General features: G+C 72.8%; 18 protein-coding genes. 13 read left to right on the top strand and 5 right to left on the bottom strand.

The window, feature by feature from the left end; all coding sequences use genetic code 11:
• Position 1: 1 nt before the first annotated feature.
• Complete coding sequence (locus ABZW30_RS17705; RefSeq protein ID WP_355672013.1) at positions 2 to 1,723, top strand: FtsW/RodA/SpoVE family cell cycle protein; 1,722 nt, start codon at positions 2 to 4, stop codon at positions 1,721 to 1,723.
• 126 nt (positions 1,724 to 1,849) lie between these two features.
• Here the strand turns inward: ABZW30_RS17705 and ABZW30_RS17700 are convergent, their stop codons facing one another.
• Positions 1,850 to 3,151: a YihY/virulence factor BrkB family protein gene (locus ABZW30_RS17700; protein WP_355672012.1), complete on the bottom strand. Its 1,302-nt coding sequence runs from the start codon at positions 3,149 to 3,151 to the stop codon at positions 1,850 to 1,852.
• A 178-nt stretch (positions 3,152 to 3,329) separates the two neighbouring features.
• Here ABZW30_RS17700 and ABZW30_RS17695 point away from each other — a divergent pair, with 178 nt between their 5' ends.
• From ABZW30_RS17695 to ABZW30_RS17645, 11 genes are all read left to right on the top strand, one after another.
• Positions 3,330 to 3,413 (top strand): putative leader peptide, encoded by an 84-nt coding sequence (locus ABZW30_RS17695; RefSeq protein ID WP_318264789.1) that lies wholly within the window; start codon positions 3,330 to 3,332, stop codon positions 3,411 to 3,413.
• Between the two features lie 198 nt (positions 3,414 to 3,611).
• On the top strand, positions 3,612 to 5,336 hold the full coding sequence (locus tag ABZW30_RS17690; protein WP_355672011.1) for a nitrite/sulfite reductase: 1,725 nt from the start codon (positions 3,612 to 3,614) through the stop codon (positions 5,334 to 5,336).
• Positions 5,337 to 5,436: 100 nt separating this feature from the next.
• Positions 5,437 to 5,616 (top strand): hypothetical protein, encoded by a 180-nt coding sequence (locus tag ABZW30_RS17685; protein ID WP_355672010.1) that lies wholly within the window; start codon positions 5,437 to 5,439, stop codon positions 5,614 to 5,616.
• Positions 5,597 to 6,298 (top strand): phosphoadenylyl-sulfate reductase, encoded by a 702-nt coding sequence (locus tag ABZW30_RS17680; RefSeq protein WP_355672009.1) that lies wholly within the window; start codon positions 5,597 to 5,599, stop codon positions 6,296 to 6,298. Before ABZW30_RS17685 ends, ABZW30_RS17680 begins: the two co-directional genes overlap by 20 nt.
• A 47-nt stretch (positions 6,299 to 6,345) precedes the next feature.
• A complete protein-coding gene (gene cysC, locus ABZW30_RS17675; RefSeq protein WP_355672086.1) occupies positions 6,346 to 6,927 on the top strand; it encodes an adenylyl-sulfate kinase in 582 nt (193 codons plus the stop codon).
• Complete coding sequence (gene cysD / locus ABZW30_RS17670; protein ID WP_355672008.1) at positions 6,924 to 7,862, top strand: sulfate adenylyltransferase subunit CysD; 939 nt, start codon at positions 6,924 to 6,926, stop codon at positions 7,860 to 7,862. The genes cysC and cysD overlap by 4 nt, the downstream gene beginning before the upstream one ends.
• A 1-nt stretch (position 7,863) precedes the next feature.
• On the top strand, positions 7,864 to 9,195 hold the full coding sequence (locus ABZW30_RS17665; protein WP_355672007.1) for a GTP-binding protein: 1,332 nt from the start codon (positions 7,864 to 7,866) through the stop codon (positions 9,193 to 9,195).
• 240 nt (positions 9,196 to 9,435) lie between these two features.
• A complete protein-coding gene (locus ABZW30_RS17660; RefSeq protein WP_355672006.1) occupies positions 9,436 to 10,623 on the top strand; it encodes an aliphatic sulfonate ABC transporter substrate-binding protein in 1,188 nt (395 codons plus the stop codon).
• Positions 10,624 to 10,877: 254 nt separating this feature from the next.
• Entirely contained in the window at positions 10,878 to 11,681 is an 804-nt protein-coding gene (locus ABZW30_RS17655; protein WP_355672005.1) for an ABC transporter ATP-binding protein, read from the top strand.
• A complete protein-coding gene (locus ABZW30_RS17650) occupies positions 11,668 to 12,561 on the top strand; it encodes an ABC transporter permease (RefSeq protein ID WP_355672004.1) in 894 nt (297 codons plus the stop codon). Before ABZW30_RS17655 ends, ABZW30_RS17650 begins: the two co-directional genes overlap by 14 nt.
• A gap of 10 nt (positions 12,562 to 12,571) precedes the next feature.
• Positions 12,572 to 13,300, top strand: a complete 729-nt coding sequence (locus tag ABZW30_RS17645) for a sirohydrochlorin chelatase (protein ID WP_355672003.1) — start codon at positions 12,572 to 12,574, stop codon at positions 13,298 to 13,300.
• 4 nt (positions 13,301 to 13,304) lie between these two features.
• On the opposite strand, the gene ABZW30_RS17640 is transcribed toward ABZW30_RS17645, so the two are convergent.
• Positions 13,305 to 13,616, bottom strand: a complete 312-nt coding sequence (locus ABZW30_RS17640) for a hypothetical protein (RefSeq protein ID WP_355672002.1) — start codon at positions 13,614 to 13,616, stop codon at positions 13,305 to 13,307.
• Positions 13,617 to 13,624: 8 nt separating this feature from the next.
• Positions 13,625 to 14,638, bottom strand: coding sequence for a hypothetical protein (locus tag ABZW30_RS17635; RefSeq protein ID WP_355672001.1), 1,014 nt, complete (start codon positions 14,636 to 14,638; stop codon positions 13,625 to 13,627).
• A gap of 113 nt (positions 14,639 to 14,751) precedes the next feature.
• Here ABZW30_RS17635 and ABZW30_RS17630 point away from each other — a divergent pair, with 113 nt between their 5' ends.
• On the top strand, positions 14,752 to 15,606 hold the full coding sequence (locus ABZW30_RS17630) for a helix-turn-helix transcriptional regulator (RefSeq protein ID WP_355672000.1): 855 nt from the start codon (positions 14,752 to 14,754) through the stop codon (positions 15,604 to 15,606).
• 51 nt (positions 15,607 to 15,657) lie between these two features.
• Here the strand turns inward: ABZW30_RS17630 and ABZW30_RS17625 are convergent, their stop codons facing one another.
• Both ABZW30_RS17625 and ABZW30_RS17620 read right to left on the bottom strand, forming a co-directional pair.
• Entirely contained in the window at positions 15,658 to 17,385 is a 1,728-nt protein-coding gene (locus ABZW30_RS17625; RefSeq protein ID WP_355671999.1) for a DEAD/DEAH box helicase, read from the bottom strand.
• Between the two features lie 169 nt (positions 17,386 to 17,554).
• Positions 17,555 to 17,761, bottom strand: a complete 207-nt coding sequence (locus ABZW30_RS17620) for a cold-shock protein (protein WP_355671998.1) — start codon at positions 17,759 to 17,761, stop codon at positions 17,555 to 17,557.
• Positions 17,762 to 18,042: the final 281 nt, after the last annotated feature.

Here is an 18,042-nt window from a genome sequence, read left to right as displayed (position 1 = left end):
GGTGCAAAGCACTGCACGCGGCGAGGGCCGCCGGCTGGCCGCGCGCCACCGCAACATCGAGCTGGGCCTGCTGGTCCTCGCGGTGGCCGCCTGTCTGGCGGGACACATCGACGCCTCGCTGGCGCTGACCGGCTCGATGCCGAAGGGGCTGCTGGTGCAAGTCCTGCCCCTCGGGGCGCTGGTCGCGGTGGCGCACCTGGCGGTGCGCCGGTTCGCGCCGTACGCCGACCCGCTGATCCTGCCGATCGGGGTGTTCCTGACCGGCTTCGGGCTGATGCTGCTGAACCGGCTGGACTTCAGTTACAAGGCCGCGCACGCGGTCAAGGGCGACTACCAGAAGCTCCCGGCCGCGCCCTCCCAGCTGATGTGGGTGTTCATCTCGGTGGCGGCGGCGCTCGCGCTGATCGTCTTCGTCAAGCACCACCGCTTCTTCCAGCGGTACGTCTACCTGCTGATGGCGGGCGCGCTGATCCTGCTGACCGCGCCGGTGTTCTCGCCGACCGACAGCTTCGGTGCCAAGCGGTGGATCAAGCTCCCCGGGCTGCCCTCCTTCGAGCCGGACGAGTTCGTGAAGGTCGCGATCACGATCTTCTTCGCGGGCTACCTGATGGCCTCCCGGGACGCGCTGGCACTGGCCGGCCGCAAGGTCTGGGGGATGACCCTGCCGCGCGGCCGGCACGCCGGGCCGGTGCTGGCGATCTGGGCGGTCAGCCTGCTGGTGCTGATCTTCGAGCGCGACCTGGGTACCTCGCTGATCTTCTTCGGCCTCTTCATCGTGATGCTGTACGTGGCGACCGAGCGCACCAGCTGGGTGGTGCTCGGCGTGCTGATGGCGGTCGGCGGAGCGACGGTGGTCGGCACCCTGGAACCGCACGTCCACGGGCGTGTCGAGGCCTGGCTGCACCCGATGGACTACTACAAGGCGGTGCACGACCCGGCGATCTCCGAGCAGCCCGCCGAGGCACTGTTCAGCCTCGGCACCGGGCACATGACCGGGACGGGCCTGGGCTCGGGCCGGCCGTGGCTGATCGGCTTCGCCGGGCGCAGCGACTTCATCTTCACCACCATCGGCGAGGAGCTGGGCCTGGCCGGGGTGACGGCGGTGCTGCTGGTGTACGTGCTGCTGATCCAGCGCGGGCTGCGCACCGCGGTCGGCCTGACCGACCCGTTCGGCAAGCTGTTGGCCACCGGCCTGTCGGCGGCGCTCGCGCTGCAGATCTTCGTGGTCGTCGGCGGCGTGAGCGGGCTGGTCCCGCTGACCGGTAAGGCGCTGCCGTTCCTGGCCGCGGGTGGTTCCTCGTTGCTGGCGAACTGGCTGATGATCGCGCTGCTGATCAAGCTGAGCGACTCCTCGGGGCGCACCGCCCTGGAGCCGGCTCCGCCGAGCCCCGAGCCGCTCCCGGCGCAGGCCGGCCCGGCCGACCGCTCGGCGACGCCCACCCCGACCGCGCCGGGCACCGACCCGGGCCCCGGCATGACCCCGGGCCCCGGTACGGCCCCGGGCACCGGCCCGAGCCCCGCCCCGGCCGGTGCCGCGGACCCGGGCGCCCCCACCGAGCTTCGCCCCGCGTTCGGCCGCACCCCCACCGGCCCGCAGCCCGCAGGCCCCCGGCCGGACGGCCCGCAGCCCTCCTACGGCTACCCCCCGGTCGCCGACCAGCCCACCCACGGCTACGGCCGACCCCCGCAGTCGCCGTACCCGCCGGACCCGGCCGCCACCTGATCACCACCCGGTCGTCACATCCGGCCGAAGACACACACAGGGCCTCCCCCGCACCCGCGGGGGAGGCCCTGCCCGTATGTCCCGGATCGCCCGTTACCGCCGATCACCCGTTACCGCGATCGCCCGTTACCGCTGCTCCCACGGCGGGCGCGGCGGCCTGGGCGGGTAGCTCGGCGCCGGCCGCTCCGGCGGCGGCCCGGCCGGCCGGTCGCTGTCCGGCGGCGGCGGGGCGGGCCGGTGGTGCGGCCCGCCGCGGGCGGTGAGGCGGCCGCGCACGTTGTCGGCGGCCAGTATGTCGGCCCACCGCTCGGGGTACTCGGCGGGTGCGTCGACGTCGTCGACCTCCTCCTCGCCCCACTCCTCCTCGGCACCCTCCGCCAGGCCCAGCTCGCGGGCGCGCCGGGCCCGCTCGACGGCCCGTCGGGCGGCCACCTCGCGGACCACCGCGGCGGCGGCCTCCTCGTGGGCGCGCTCGTTCTCGGCGCGGGCGTCGGCGGTCTCCAGGGTGGGCCAGCGGCGGTCTATGGCGGCGTTCATGGCGGCGCCGATGAGCACCGCGAGGGCCACCACGAAGATCCACAGCAGTACGGCCACCGGCGCGGCCAGCGAGCCGTACACCGAGGGGCCCTCGACCGAGCTGACCAGGTAGAGCCGCAGGCCGACGCTGCAGAAGACCAGCACCACCAGGGCGACCAGGGCGCCGGGGATGTCCTCGCGCCAGGGCGTGGAGACCGGTACGGCCAGGTGGTAGAGGGTGGTCAGGGAGACGATCAGCAGCAGGATCGCGACCGGCCAGTAGGCGGCGCCGACCAGCCCCGCGATGCCGTGCACGGCGTTCTCGACCAGCCCGGGCCCGGCCATCAGCAACGGCAGCACCAGCGAGCTGATCACCAGGGCGCCGAGGTAGAGGCCGAGCGACAGCAGCCGGGTCTTGACGATGCCGCGCTTGCCGTCCAGCCCGTACATCACGGTGATGGTGTCGATGAAGATGTAGAGCGCCCGGGATCCGGACCACAGCGACAGCAGGAAGCCGATCGAGATCAGGTCCGGCCGGGTGTGGTCGAAGACCTGGCTGAGCAGCGGCTTGACGACCTCGTTGACGGAGGAGTCCGACAGCACCGTCCCGGAGGCCGAGACGATGTCGTGCTTGAGCCGGTCGATGGTGCCGGCGCCGACGAACTCGTCGAGGTAGCCGAGGGTGGCGGCCAGGCCGAGCAGCAGCGGTGGGATCGACAGGAGGGTGAAGAAGGCCGCCTCGGCGGCGAGGCCGGTGACCCGGTACTCCACGCAGGTGTTGGTGGTGTCCCTCACCAGTTCCCACGCGGTGCGGCGCCAGGTGGCCTGTTTGGCCGCGCGCCGGGAGCCCTTGCCCCGGCGCCGGGAGGGCCGCTCGGGGCTCGGTCTGCTCGTATCGCCTGCTGCTTGCACAGGGCTAACGGTATCGGGCCGGGACGCTCCGGTTGATCTCCCCCCGGGGGTACGGGCGTGTGGCCGGACACCGGGCGGGAGCGGCGGGAACCGTTCGGCGTTCCGAATCGTGAAACTCCAGAGTCCACCATTTGGATGCTAGTGGACCGCGAGTCCCGTGCCGTGCGAATCTCTTGCCATGTCTAGCGCCGGAACCACCCTGGTAGGTCGACTCCACGTCGATCTCCTTCGCGTGTCCAGCGCCATCTGTCCGGTGACCTGAGCCCCACCCCGCTGCCACCACCGCACCCGGCGCCACCCACCCCGCCGTACCCGCTGAAGCGGCTGCGCAGGCGCCCCGCCCGGCCCCGGTCACTGCTCCCCCGGTCCTGAGAAACAGCAGGTCACAGCAGCAGCGCACCGTCGAGCACGCCCAGCGACCGACCCGGCGTCAGAGCCACCTGCCCCGAAGGACTTCACCATGGCCACCTCCCCCGAGACCGTCGAGCCCACGGCCGACCGCGCCGCCGCGCGCCGCCCCGCCGCGGCCCGCAAGGTGACCCGCCACCGCGGCGAGGGCCAGTGGGGCATGGGCCACTTCACTCCTCTGAACGCCAACGAGCAGTTCAAGAAGGACGACGACGGTCTCAATGTGCGGACACGTATTGAGACGATCTACGCGCACCGGGGCTTCGACTCGATCGACCCCGCCGACCTGCGCGGCCGGATGCGCTGGTGGGGCCTCTACACCCAGCGCAAGGAGGGCATCGACGGCGGCAAGACCGCGATCCTGGACCCGCACGAGCTGGACGCCGAGTACTTCATGCTCCGCGTGCGCATCGACGGCGGCCGGCTGACCGTCCCCCAGCTGCGGGCCGTCGCCGAGGTCTCCGAGCAGTACGCCCGGGGCACCGCCGACCTGACCGACCGCCAGAACATCCAGTACCACTGGATCCGGATCGAGGACGTCCCGGCGATCTGGCGGAAGCTGGAGGCCGTCGGCCTGTCCACCACCGAGGCCTGCGGCGACACCCCGCGCGTCATCCTCGGCTCCCCGGTGGCCGGCATCGCCGAGGACGAGATCATCGACGGCACCCCGGCCATCGAGGAGATCCAGCGCCGCTTCATCGGCAACAAGGACTTCTCCAACCTGCCGCGCAAGTTCAAGAGCGCCGTCTCCGGCTCCCCGCTGCTGGACGTCGCGCACGAGATCAACGACGTCGCCTTCGTCGGCGTGGTCCACCCCGAGCACGGACCCGGCTTCGACCTGTGGGTCGGCGGCGGCCTGTCCACCAACCCCAAGCTCGGCGTGCGCCTGGGCGCCTGGGTCCCGCTGGACGAGGTCGCCGACGTCTACGGCGGCGTGATCGGCATCTTCCGCGACTACGGCTACCGCCGCCTGCGCAACCGCGCCCGGCTGAAGTTCCTGGTCGCCGACTGGGGCGCGGAGAAGTTCCGTCAGGTGCTGGAGGACGAGTACCTCGGACACAAGCTGGTCGACGGCCCCGCGCCCGCCGAGCCCGCCGCCCGCTGGCGCGATCACGTCGGCGTCCACCGGCAGAAGGACGGCAGGTACTACATCGGCTTCGCCCCGCGCGTCGGCCGGGTCGACGGCAAGCTGCTCGGCCGGATCGCCGACCTCGCCGCCGCCCACGGCAGCGACCGGGTGCGCACCACCGCCGAGCAGAAGATGCTGATCCTCGACATCGCCGAGGAGCACGTCGAGTCGGTGGTGGCCGGCCTGGAGGCGCTCGACCTGCGGGTCACCCCCTCGCCGTTCCGCCGCGGCACCATGGCCTGCACCGGCATCGAGTACTGCAAGCTCGCCATCGTCGAGACCAAGGAGCGCGGCCGCACCCTGATCGACGAACTGGAGCAGCGCCTGCCGGAGTTCGCCGAGCCGCTGACCATCAACATCAACGGCTGCCCGAACGCCTGCGCCCGCATCCAGGTCGCCGACATCGGCCTCAAGGGCCAGCTGGTCACCGACGAGCACGGCAACCAGGTCGAGGGCTACCAGGTGCACCTGGGCGGCGCGCTCGGTCTGGAGGCCGGCTTCGGCCGCAAGGTCCGCGGCCTCAAGGTCACCAGCGCCGGCCTGCCCGACTACGTCGCGCGCCTGCTGACCCGCTACCAGGCGGACCGCACCGAGGGCGAGCGCTTCGCCCAGTGGGCGGCCCGGGCCACCGAGGAGCAACTGTCGTGAGCGAGCGAAGCATGGGGGTCCCCCCGGCCGGAGGCTGGGGGAGAACCATTCGAGCAGGGCGTTGTTCGCGAAGCGGACGCCGAGCGCAACGAGGTGGGCGATGAGCGAGAGAGCAGCCCCGTTCTTCTGCCCCTACTGCGGGGACGAGGACCTGCGCCCGTCCGAGGCCGGGCACGGCGCCTGGGAATGCCACGGCTGCCGCCGCGCCTTCCAGTTGAAGTTCCTCGGCCTGCTGTCACCGACCAACGGGGGTGCGTCCCATGGGCAGCACGACGACTGACTACGAGGAGATCGCCGTCCGGGCCGGCCGCGAGCTGGAGGAGGCCACGCCGCAGGAGATCCTGCGCTGGGCCGCCGACACCTTCGGCAAGCGGTTCTGCGTCACCTCCTCGATGGAGGACGCGGTGGTCGCCCACCTCGCCTCCTCGGTGTTCCCCGGCGTGGACGTGGTGTTCCTGGACACCGGCTACCACTTCGCGGAGACCATCGGCACCCGAGACGCGGTGGCCGCGACCATGCCGGTCAACGTCATCACGCTCAGGCCGCTGAAGACCGTCGCCGAACAGGACGCCGAGTACGGGCCGAACCTGCACGACCGCGACCCGGACCTGTGCTGCTCGCTGCGCAAGGTCGAGCCGCTGAACCGCGGCCTCGGCGGCTACGACGCCTGGGCCACCGGGCTGCGCCGCGACGAGTCGCCGTCCCGGGCGAACACCCCGGTGGTCGCCTGGGACCCCAAGCGCCGCAAGGTCAAGATCGCCCCGATCGCCCGGTGGACGCAGGAGGACGTGGACGCCTACGTCGCCGCCAACGGCGTACTGCTCAACCCGCTGCTGTGGGAGGGCTACACCTCGATCGGCTGCTCCCCGCTGTCCTGCACGCGCAAGCCCGCCGAGGGCGAGGACGCCCGGGCCGGCCGCTGGTCCGGCTCCGGCAAGACCGAGTGCGGCATCCACCTCTGACCATCCGTCACATCCAGCGTAAGGAAGACACCGTGACAGCTCACACTTTGGCCGCCGACGGAGCCGCAGAGGCGGCCCGCGCGGCCGCCCCCTGCGAGCGCGGCGCCACCGTGTGGCTGACCGGGCTGCCCAGCGCCGGCAAGACCACACTGGCCTTCGCACTGGCCGAGCGGCTGCGCGCCGAGGGCCACAAGGTCGAGGTCCTGGACGGCGACGAGATCCGCGAGTTCCTCTCCAAGGGCCTCGGCTTCTCCCGCGAGGACCGGCACACCAACGTCACCCGGATCGGCTTCGTCGCCGAGAAGCTCGCCGCCAACGGCGTCAAGGTGCTCGCGCCGGTGATCGCCCCGTTCGCCGACTCCCGCGCCGCCGTGCGCGAGCGGCACGCGGCGGCCGACACCGAGTTCCTGGAGATCCACGTCGCGACCCCCGTCGAGCTGTGCGCCGAACGGGACGTCAAGGGCCTGTACGCCAAGCAGGCGGCCGGCGAGATCTCCGGCCTGACCGGCGTCGACGACCCGTACGAGGCCCCGGAGAACCCGGAGCTGCGCCTCCAGACCCAGGGCCGCGCGGTCACCGAGTCCGCCGCCGAGCTGCACGCCTTCCTGACCGAGAGGGGCCTCGCATGACCACCGCGACCGACAGCCCGGTCCGTACCGAAGACACCCCGTTCGCGCTGTCCCACCTGGACGCGCTGGAGGCCGAGTCGGTGCACATCTTCCGCGAGGTCGCGGGGGAGTTCGAACGCCCGGTGATCCTGTTCTCCGGCGGCAAGGACTCCATCGTCATGCTGCACCTGGCGCTCAAGGCCTTCCACCCGGCGCCGGTGCCCTTCTCGCTGCTGCACGTCGACACCGGCCACAACTTCCCCGAGGTCATCGCCTACCGCGACCGTGTCGTGGCGGAGCACAACCTGCGCCTGCACGTCGCCCACGTCCAGGACTTCATCGACCGCGGCGTGCTGCGCGAACGCCCGGACGGCACCCGCAACCCGCTGCAGACCGTGCCGCTGCTCGACGCGATCGAGAGGAACCGCTTCGACGCGGTGTTCGGCGGCGGCCGCCGGGACGAGGAGAAGGCCCGCGCCAAGGAGCGCGTCTTCTCGCTGCGCGACGAGTTCGGTGCCTGGGACCCGCGCCGCCAGCGCCCCGAGCTGTGGTCGCTGTACAACGGCCGGCACGCGGTCGGCGAGCACGTGCGGGTCTTCCCGCTGTCCAACTGGACCGAGCTGGACGTCTGGCAGTACATCGAGCGCGAGGGCATCGAACTGCCGGAGATCTACTACGCGCACGAGCGGGACGTCTTCGCCCGGGGCGGCATGTGGCTGACCGCCGGCGAGTGGGGCGGCCCCAAGGACAGCGAGCCCGTCGAGCGGCGGCTGATTCGCTACCGCACCGTCGGCGACATGTCCTGCACCGGAGCCGTCGACTCCGACGCCACCACCATCCAGGCCGTGATCGCCGAGATCGCCGCCAGCCGCCTCACCGAGCGCGGCGCCACCCGCGCCGACGACAAGCTGTCCGAGGCCGCGATGGAAGACCGCAAGCGCGAGGGGTATTTCTAAGATGACCGGCATCACCCAGGAAGCCACCGCCACGTCGCTGCTGCGCTTCGCCACCGCGGGCTCCGTCGACGACGGCAAGTCCACCCTGGTCGGCCGGCTGCTGCACGACTCCAAGTCGGTGCTCGCCGACCAGCTGGAGGCCGTCGAGCACGCTTCCCGCAACCGCGGCCAGGAGGCGCCCGACCTGGCACTGCTCACCGACGGCCTGCGCGCCGAGCGCGAGCAGGGCATCACCATCGACGTCGCCTACCGCTACTTCGCCACCCCCCGGCGGCGGTTCATCCTCGCCGACACCCCCGGGCACGTGCAGTACACCCGCAACATGGTGACCGGCGCCTCCACCGCCGAGCTCGCCGTCGTCCTGGTCGACGCCCGCAACGGCGTGGTCGAGCAGACCCGCCGGCACGCCGCCGTCGCCGCGCTGCTGCGCGTGCCGCACGTCGTGCTGGCCGTCAACAAGATGGACCTGGTCGACTACGCCGAGCCCGTCTTCGCCGCCATCGCCGAGGAGTTCACCGGCTACGCCGCCTCGCTCGGCGTCAAGGACGTGCTGGCGATCCCGATCTCCGCCCTGGCCGGGGACAACGTCGTCGAGCCGTCCGCGCACATGGACTGGTACGGCGGCCCGACCCTGCTGGAGCACCTGGAGACCGTCCCGGTCGGCAGCGACCCCAGCCGGGAGGCCGCCCGTTTCCCGGTCCAGTACGTGATCCGCCCGCAGACCGAGGAGCACCCCGACTACCGCGGCTACGCGGGCCAGTTGGCCTCCGGGGTGCTGCGGGTCGGCGACAGCGTCACCGTCCTGCCCTCCGGACACACCACCACCGTTTCCGGGATCGACGCGCTCGGCCGGGAGACCGACATCGCCTGGGCCCCGCAGTCGGTCACCGTCCGGCTCGCCGACGACCTCGACATCTCCCGCGGCGACCTGATCGCCGCCGGGGCGGCCCCCGCCCCCACCAAGGACATCGAGGCCACCGTCAGCCACCTCAACGAGCGGCCGCTGCGCACCGGGGACAAGGTGCTCCTCAAGCACACCACCCGCACGGTGCGCGCGCTCGTCAAGGAGATCTCCTACCGGATCGACATCGACACGCTGGAACAGCGCAGCGGCGCCGAGGGGCTGAACGTCAACGACATCGGCCACGTGCGGCTGCGCACCGCCGAGCCGCTGGCCCTGGACGGCTACGGCGACAACCGCCGCACCGGCTCGTTCCTGCTGATCGACCCGGCCGACGGCACCACCCTCACCGCCGGCATGGCGGGCGAGGCCTTCGAGACCGTACGCACCGACGACGTACCCGACGCATCCGAAGAGGAGGACTGGGTCTGATGCCCAGCGAGGCGTTCTCGGGCATGGACAAGGAAGGCGGCCGCATCGGCAGCGGCGTCCTCGGCAGCGGCCAGGGCGGCTTGACCCGATGTGTGGGCCGACAGGGCTGACCGCCCTGTCACCGGGCCGCTTCCCCCACCGCAGCCCGGCCTGCCCCGGCACCTCGATGCCGCGCGCACCACCTTCCGACCTCCCGCCCGGGACCGCCTCCTGACGGTCCGTCCGCGAACAGGACTCACCATGGCACCGAACCCGACACCCTCCCGCAGCATCCCCTCCCCTAGGCCGCCCCGCCCCAACGCCGGGCGGATCAGACGCCGCGCCGCGGCCGCCGTCGCCGGCCTGACCGCCGTGGCCCTGCTGTCGGCCTGCGGCTACGGCTCCAAGGCCGCCGACAAGGGCTCGGCCGACGGCTCCGCCAACTCCGCGGCCGCGGCAGCGGCCGGCGGTTCGGGCGCCAAGCTCTCCGCCGACACCGTGAAGATCGGCTACTTCGCCAACCTGACCCACGGCACCGCGCTGGTCGGCCTCCAGGAGGGCATCTTCCAGAAGGAGTTGGGCGCCACCCAGGTCAAGACCCAGGTCTTCAACGCGGGCCCGGCCGAGATCGAGGCGCTCAACGCCGGCTCCATCGACATCGGCTGGATAGGCCCCTCCCCCGCGATCAACGGCTACACCAAGTCCGACGGCAAGTCGCTGAAGATCATCGGTGGTTCGGCCTCCGGCGGGGTCAAGCTGGTCGTCAACCCGGACAAGGTCTCCTCGCTGGACGACCTCAAGGGCAAGCGGATCGCCACCCCGCAGCTGGGCAACACCCAGGACGTGGCGCTGCTCAACTACCTCGCGGGCAAGGGCTACAAGGTCGACGCGGCCTCCGGCGCGGGCGACGTCTCGGTGGTGCGCACCGACAACAAGGTCACCCCCGACGCCTACCGGCAGGGCTCCATCGACGGCGCCTGGGTGCCCGAGCCGACCGCCTCCAAGCTGGTCACGCTCGGCGCGAAGGTCCTGCTCAACGAGAAGGACGTCTGGCCGGACAAGAAGTTCGTGATCACCAACATCATCGTCTCGCAGAAGTTCCTCAAGGAGCACCCGGACGTGGTGGAGGCCGTGCTGCGCGGCTCGGTGAAGACCAACGCCTTCATCAAGGCCGACCCCGACAAGGCCAAGGCCGACGCCAACGAGGCGATCAAGAAGGACGCCGGCAACGCCCTGGAGCCGGCCGTCCTCGACCCGGCCTGGCAGGACGTCGACTTCCTGGACGACCCGCTGGCGAACACCCTGCAGGCCGAGGCCGACCACGCCGTGACCGCCGGGCTGCTCAAGAAGCCCAACCTGAACGGCATCTACGACCTCACCCTGCTGAACAAGGTCCTCGCGGCCCAGGGCCAGGCCCCCGTGGCGGACGCCGGACTCGGCGCCAAGTAGCGCCCTCCGCACGGCGGTTCGCCCCCGATTCCGCGGTCCGGTCCCCGCCCTCCCGGTCGATCCCCGATCGATGCCCACCGGGACGGGCGGGGCCGGGCCCCGGCTCCGCAGTCCTTTCCCTCCTTGCCCACCGACGAGCAGGAGGGGCCCATGACCACTCACGCAGGAGGTGCCCGCATGAGCGAGCTCAGCGAGCGAATCATCGAAAGGTGCGCGTGGGCGAATGCCACTGCCGAGCGCAGCGAGGTGGGCGCATGAGCCCCGCACTGACCACCGAGGCCAACACCCCCGTCGTCGACACCCCCGGCGCCGCGCCCGCCGTCCGGATCGCGAACGTGCACAAGTCCTTCGGCCGCCCGGGCGCGCAGACCCACGTCCTGGACGACATCACCCTCGACGTCGCGCCCGGCGAGTTCGTCACCCTGCTCGGTGCCTCCGGCTGCGGCAAGTCCACCCTGCTCAACCTGGTCGCCGGCCTGGACAAGCCCAGCCGCGGCACCATCGAGGTGCCCGGCGGCCGCCCCGCCCTGATGTTCCAGGAGCACGCGCTGTTCCCCTGGCTCACCGCCGGGAAGAACATCGAGCTCGCCCTCAAGCTGGCCGGCGTGCCCCGCCCCGAGCGCCGTGCCGAGGCCGAGCGCCTGCTCGAACTCGTCCGCCTGAACGGCTCCTACGGCAAGCGGGTGCACGAGCTGTCCGGCGGCATGCGCCAGCGCGTGGCGATGGCGCGGGCGCTCGCCCAGGGCAGCAAGGTGCTGCTGATGGACGAGCCGTTCGCCGCGCTCGACGCCATCACCCGGGACGTGCTGCACGACGAGATCACCCGGATCTGGGCCGAACGGCAGCTGTCCGTCCTGTTCGTCACCCACAACGTGCGCGAGGCGGTGCGCCTGGCCCAGCGCGTCGTGCTGCTCTCCTCCCGCCCCGGCCGGGTCGCCCGCGAGTGGCGGATCGACCTGCCGCAGCCGCGCCGCATCGAGTCCGCGGGCGTGGCCGACCTGTCCATCGAGATCACCGAAGAACTGCGTGGGGAGATCCGTCGCCATGTCCAGCACTGACACCACGCTGTCCCGCCCCGACGGCGACACCGCCGACGTCGGCGCCGGCCTGGACGCCCTCGACTCGGTCTCCGCGCAGCGCAGTTCGCTCGGCGAGGTCCTGCGCACCAAGGCGCTGCCGCCGCTGATCGGCGTGCTGGTGGTGCTCGCGCTGTGGCAGGGCACGTACAGCCTGCACCTCACCTCCTCGTACAAGCTGCCCAGCCCGGCGGACGTCTGGCACTCCGCGCAGGACCTCTGGTACCAGGGCACGCTGTTCTCGATCATCTGGACCAGCGTCTGGCGCGGCCTGTCCGGCTTCCTGCTCGCCGTCGTCATCGGCACCCCGATCGGCCTCGTGGTCGCCCGGGTCAGGCCGGTGCGCACCGCGATCGGCCCGGTGCTGCAGGGTCTGCAGTCGCTGCCCTCGGTCGCCTGGGTGCCGGCCGCGGTCATCTGGCTCGGCATCAACGACTCGATGATGTACGCGGTGATCCTGCTCGGCGCCGTCCCGTCCATCGCCAACGGCCTGGTGGCCGGCATCGACCAGGTGCCGCCGCTGTTCCTGCGGGCCGGGCGCACCATCGGCGCCACCGGCCTGTCCGGAGCCCGGCACGTGCTGATCCCGGCCGCGCTGCCCGGCTACCTGGCCGGCCTCAAGCAGGGCTGGGCGTTCTCCTGGCGCTCGCTGATGGCCGCCGAGCTGGTCGCCTCCTCCCCCGACCTCGGCCGCGGCCTGGGCCGGTTCCTGGAGGACCAGCGCGAGTTCTCCGACATGTCCGGGGTGCTGCTCGGCATCATCCTCATCCTGTTCGTCGGCATCGCCATCGAGCTGCTGGTGTTCACCCCGGTCGAGCGCCGGGTGCTGCGCAACCGCGGCCTGCTGGCCTCCGCCAGGTGAGGCCCCGCTGATGCCCGCCCTGCTCCTCATCGCCCACGGCAGCCGCGACCCGCGCCACGCCGCGACCGTGGCCGCCCTGGTGCGGCAGGTGCGGGCCCAGCGGCCCGGGCTGGAGGTCGCCACCGCCTACCTGGACCACTGCGCCCCGCGCATCCCCCAGGTGGTCGGCCGGCTCGACGACGCGGTGGCCGTCCCGCTGCTGCTCAACCGGGCCTTCCACGCCAAGCACGACGTCCCCGCCGCCCTACGGGCCGCTGGCGCGGGCCTGCCCGTGGCGGACGTCCTGGGGCCGTCGCCGCTGCTGCGGGCCGCCCTGGACCGCCGCCTCGCCGAGGCCGGGCTGGACGTGCGCTCGGAGGCGGTCCGCGCGCGCACGGGCGTGGTGCTGGCCGCGGCGGGCTCCTCCGACCCGGCCGCCGACGCCGCCACCCGCGCGGTCGCCGCCGAATGGCAGCGCAGCCGCGGCTGGGCCGCCGTCGAGGTCGCCTACGCCTCGGCGTCCGGCCCCCGCGTCCCCGACGCCCTCGCCGCCCTGCGCGCCGCGGGCGCCGCGCACACCGCGGTCGCCCCCTACCTGATCGCCCCGGGCCTGCTGCCGGACCGCATCGCGGCGGCCTCCACCGGGGCGGACACCGTGGCCGGCCCCCTCGGCCCCGCCCCGGAACTGGCCGCCCTGCTGCTGGAGCGCTACGACGGGGCCCGCCGGGCGGCGCGGGCTGTTCCGGCGCTCACGGCCTGAGCCGTCAGGATGCCTTGCGGTGCTGGTACTCGGCCACCGCGGCGGTGATCACGCTGAGCGGTACCGGCTCGTCCACGTCGGCGATGGCGGCCTCGATCCACTCCCGCATGATGGCCGTCGGCTTCAGCCCCCGCTCCCGTGCCCGACGGCGCACCTCGTCCATCACCGGCTTGGGCAGCCGCAGCGAGGTGGTGATCATCACCGACTCTGCCGCCACCTGCTCGCCCGGCTCGGCGTTCATGATCTCGTCCTCGGTCAGCTCATGCGTCTCGTAGTACTCGACAATCGCTTCGAGCTCCGCACCGTTGTCAGTCATCTGTCACCTCACACCCGCCGCAGGGTGAAGGTGTCCGTCGGGTGGCCGGCGTTGGCCTCCGTCAGGCCGCCGGAGAGCTGGTAGAGGCCGCCGGCCGGGCCGTTCGTGACGGCGGTGGGGGTGGGGTCGGCGGAGGGGTGGACGGCGGTGAGGCGGGCGGTGCGCCAGTGGTCGTCGGAGCTGAGCTCCACCTCGGCGTCGCGGCCGGCACCGTAGAAGAGGTTGGTGACGCCGGCCAGGGTGCCGTTCGGGCGGGCGAGGATGCCGTCGAGGTGGAGCAGGGCGCCGCCGTCGGCGATCTCGACCCGGCGCAGGGCGGCCGGGTCCCGCAGCGGAAGCTGCCAGAGGGTGCCGTCGTTCCATTTGCCGAGCAGGAGGCGTCCGTCCTGGTAGGCGATGCCGTTGAGGCCGTAGGAGCCGGCGGGGGCGGCGAGGCGGTCGTCGCGCAGCAGGACGGAGCCGGTGCCGTCGGGGGCGACCCGGTAGACGTACGGGGCGAAGGAGTCGGTGACGTAGGCGGTGCCGTCGGGGGCGACGGCGATGTCGTTGGCGAGGTGGCCGCCGCCGTCGGCGGCGACCGCGGCGAGGTCGGTGTAGAAGAGGCGGCGGCCGGTGTCCAGGTCGTAGGCGCCGATGCCGGCGACCCGGCCGAGGGTGGCGGGGCCGGTGCGCTCGCCGATGCCGTTGTCGAGGTTGGTGACCAGAATGCGGCGGTGGACTGGGTCGATCCGCAGGCCGGCGATCTCGATCAGGGTGTCGGGGTCGTCGATCAGGGTGCGGACGCTGCCGTCGGGGGCGACGGCGGAGACGGTGCCGTGCCGCAGCGAGCCGACCAGGAAGCGGTGGTGGGCGGCGTCCCAGACGGCGGTCTCGGGCACCAGGGTGGGCGCGTGGCCGGCGATCACGGCCGGGGCCGGGCAGTGGGCGGCCGCGGCGGCGGGTAGCGTACCGGCGGTGCCGAGGAGGGTGGCGGCCGCGAGGGCGACCAGGGCGCGGCGGACAGTACGGTTCTGACGGTTCATCACGAGTCCCTTGCGCGTGCGGTGCGTTGTCGTGATCAAGCCTCGCTCGACCGCCGGGGACGCAGCAGTGCGTGGGGATACTGGTAGTTCGACCACCAGGAAGGACGGGGGACATGAACGAGGTGGAGGAGCGCCGCGCGGAACTTTCGAGCTTCCTGCGCACCCGGCGGGCCCGGCTGACGCCGCAGGACGTGGGGCTGGCGCCGGGGGTTCGGCGGCGCACGCCGGGGCTGCGGCGGGAGGAGTTGGCGCTGCTGGCCGGGGTGGGGGTGACCTGGTACACGTGGCTGGAGCAGGGGCGGGACATCCACCCGTCCCCGGAGGTGCTGGCGAGCCTGGCCCGGACACTGCGGCTGGACCGGGCGGAGACGGCGTACCTGTTCCGGCTGGCGAGCAGCCACCCGCTGGACGGTGAGGTGACCGCGGCCGCCGAGGTCCCGGCGGCGCTGCTGCGGCTGATGCACGCCCAGTGGCCGTCGCCGGCCTGGGTGATGGACGCCAACTGGGATGTGCGGGCCTGGAATCCGGGCGCGGACGCGCTGTTCGGGCTGTCCGCACGGCCGACGCAGGAGCGCAACCTGGCCTGGGTGGTGTTCGGCAACGCGCTGCACCGGCAGCGGGTGGAGCACTGGGAGGAGCACGCCCGCCGTTTCCTGGCCCAGCTGCGCTCCGCCTACGCCGAGCGCGGTGGGGAGGCGACGGCGGTGGGCCGCCGGCTGGGCCGGATGATCCAGCAGGTGCGCAGCGAGCACCCGGAGGCGGAGCGCTGGCTGGACGAGCACCAGGTCGCGGAGCGTACGGGTGCCGAGAAGGTGGTGCGCCACGAGGAGTTGGGCGAGCTGCGGATCGACCAGCACGTGCTGCTGGCCGCCGAGGGGCTGCAGTTGATCGTGATGGCGCCGCGCGATCCGGAGACTTCGGAGCGGCTGCGAAGGCTGGCGCCCGCCGCTGCGGCCGTGACCGCCTGACGCCGCGAAGAGCCCGGGGCCCCTCACCGCGAGGGGCCCCGGCGACAACCGTCAGTCGGCCTTGCGCCGCTGGCGCCCGGTCCCGTAGTTGGAGCCGGACTTGGAGCCGCTGCCGGGCTTGGCCCGACCCGAGGAGCGTCCGATGAAGCCGGCGGCCTGGGGCCGCTCGCCCTGGCCGGCCGCGCCGAGCCGCTGCTTGGGGCGCGGGCGGCGCGGGTTGCCGTTCATGTCGACGTCGGTGGGCAGCCCGGAGCGCTTGGCGGGGCGGCGGCGCGGGGTCGCGGCCTTGCCGTCGGCCGGCTTCTCCGCCGCCGACTTGTCCGCGGCGGCCGCGGCGGCCGGGACGACCAGGGGGACCGGGACGCCGCTGGGCGTGCGGGCGCCGGTGATCCGGGACAGGTCGGCGTCGCCGGGGCGGACCTTGGTGACGGTGGGGCGGATCCCGGCGACCGTCATCAGCCGGTTGACCTCGCGGCGCTGCTCGGGCAGCACGAGGGTGACGACCGTGCCGGACTCGCCGGCCCGGGCGGTGCGGCCGCCGCGGTGCAGGTAGTCCTTGTGGTCGATCGGCGGGTCGACGTTGACGACCAGGTCGAGGCCGTCGATGTGGATGCCGCGGGCGGCCACATTGGTGGCGATCAGCGCGCTGACCTCGCCTTCGCGGAACTGGTCGAGGACCCGGTTGCGCTGCGGCTGGGACTTGCCGCCGTGCAGGGCGGCGGCCTGGACGCCGCTGGCGCGCAGCTGCTTGGCGAGCCGGTCGGCGCCGTGCTTGGTGTGCACGAACATGATCACGCGCCCGTCGCGGGAGGCGATGTGGGCGGTGGTGGAGGCCTTGTCGGCCGGGTCGAGCTGCAGGACGTGGTGGTCCATGGTGGTGACCGCGCCGGCCGAGGGGTCGACCGAGTGGGTGACCGGGTCGTTCAGGAAGCGCTTGACCAGCCGGTCGACGTTGCGGTCCAGGGTGGCGGAGAAGAGCATCCGCTGTCCGTTCTCGGCGACCTGCTCCAGCAGCTTGCTGACCTGCGGCAGGAAGCCCATGTCGGCCATCTGGTCGGCCTCGTCGAGGACGGTGATCGCGACGTCGGAGAGGTTGACGTCGCCGCGCCCGATCAGGTCGTCCAGTCGGCCGGGGGTGGCGACCAGGACCTCGGTGCCGCGGCGCACCGCGTTGGCCTGCCGTCCGATCCCCATGCCGCCGACGACGGTGGTGATCCGCAGGTTGACGGCGTTGGCGTAGGGGGTGAGCGCCTCGGTGACCTGCTGGGCGAGCTCACGGGTGGGCACCAGGACGAGCGCCAGCGGGTGCCGGGCGTCGGCGCGGCGGCCGGCGGTGCGGGCGAGCAGCGGCAGGCCGAAGGCCAGGGTCTTGCCGGAGCCGGTGCGGCCGCGGCCGAGCACGTCGCGGCCGGCGATCGAGTCGGGCAGGGTGGCGGCCTGGATCGGGAACGGCTCGGTGACGCCCTCGCGGGTGAGCGCGCTGAGGATCGCCTTGGGCAGGTCGAGCTCGGCGAAGGTGGCCGCCGGGGGCCGGGCCGGGGTGCCCTCGACGACGGTGAAGTCGACGGGCTCGGCGACGGTGGTGCGGCCGGTTTTGGGGTCGCCGGCCTTGAGGGTGCCGGTCTTGGGGGCGCCGGCGCGGCTGCGCGGCTTGCGGGGGCGCTCTGCGCTCTCCCCGCTGCGGCGCGGACGGTCGGTGCGGCGGCCCTGGTCGGCCGGGCGGTGCTGGTCGCCGGTGCGGGAGCCGCGGTCGCGCGGCGGGCGGGCAGGGGTGGTCACGGGGGTCTCCGTCCATCGGTCGGCAGCCCGGGGTGCGGGCTGGTCGGCCGTCGGATTGGAGTGCGCCGCCCCGGCCGTTCGGCGGCATGAACGAGGGCCCGCACCGTCCAGCGGTGCGGGCCCCCGCTTCACGAGATCACAGGATCGCGCGTCAGCGTGGTGACTGACGTCAGGCGATGATCTGGATGTTCTCGCCCTGCGGGCCCTTCTGGCCCTGGGTCACGTCGAACTCGACGCGCTGACCCTCGACGAGCTCACGGAAGCCCTGGGCCTGGATGTTCGAGTAGTGGGCGAACACGTCCGGGCCGCCGCCGTCCTGCTCGATGAAGCCGAAGCCCTTTTCGCTGTTGAACCACTTCACGGTGCCGGTAGCCATAACCGTCTCCTCCTATTGGGGCATCAGGGATTCACACCTCGTGAATCCCGGAGTAGCCGCGATCCCCATCCGGAGACTGAAACACCGGACAAAACAAATGCGCCTGTTGGTTGGGACCAGCAGGCGCACACAAGCGTTCATGGGAACCAAAACTGCAACTGCTTCGACTGTAGCACGGCGACACCCCGATTGACCGGGGGCTTTTCTGCCCGACAGATCACGTTTGCCGCCCCCGGAAAGCGGGGAGCGGCGCCCCGCCGGAGCGGGGCGCCGCCTGTCGT

Origin of the sequence: Kitasatospora sp. NPDC004669 (genome assembly GCF_040609455.1) — a bacterium.
GTDB lineage: Bacteria > Actinomycetota > Actinomycetes > Streptomycetales > Streptomycetaceae > Kitasatospora.
The sequence above is the reverse complement of the archived record's forward strand: the minus strand, read 5'-3'. Positions and strand labels throughout refer to the sequence as shown.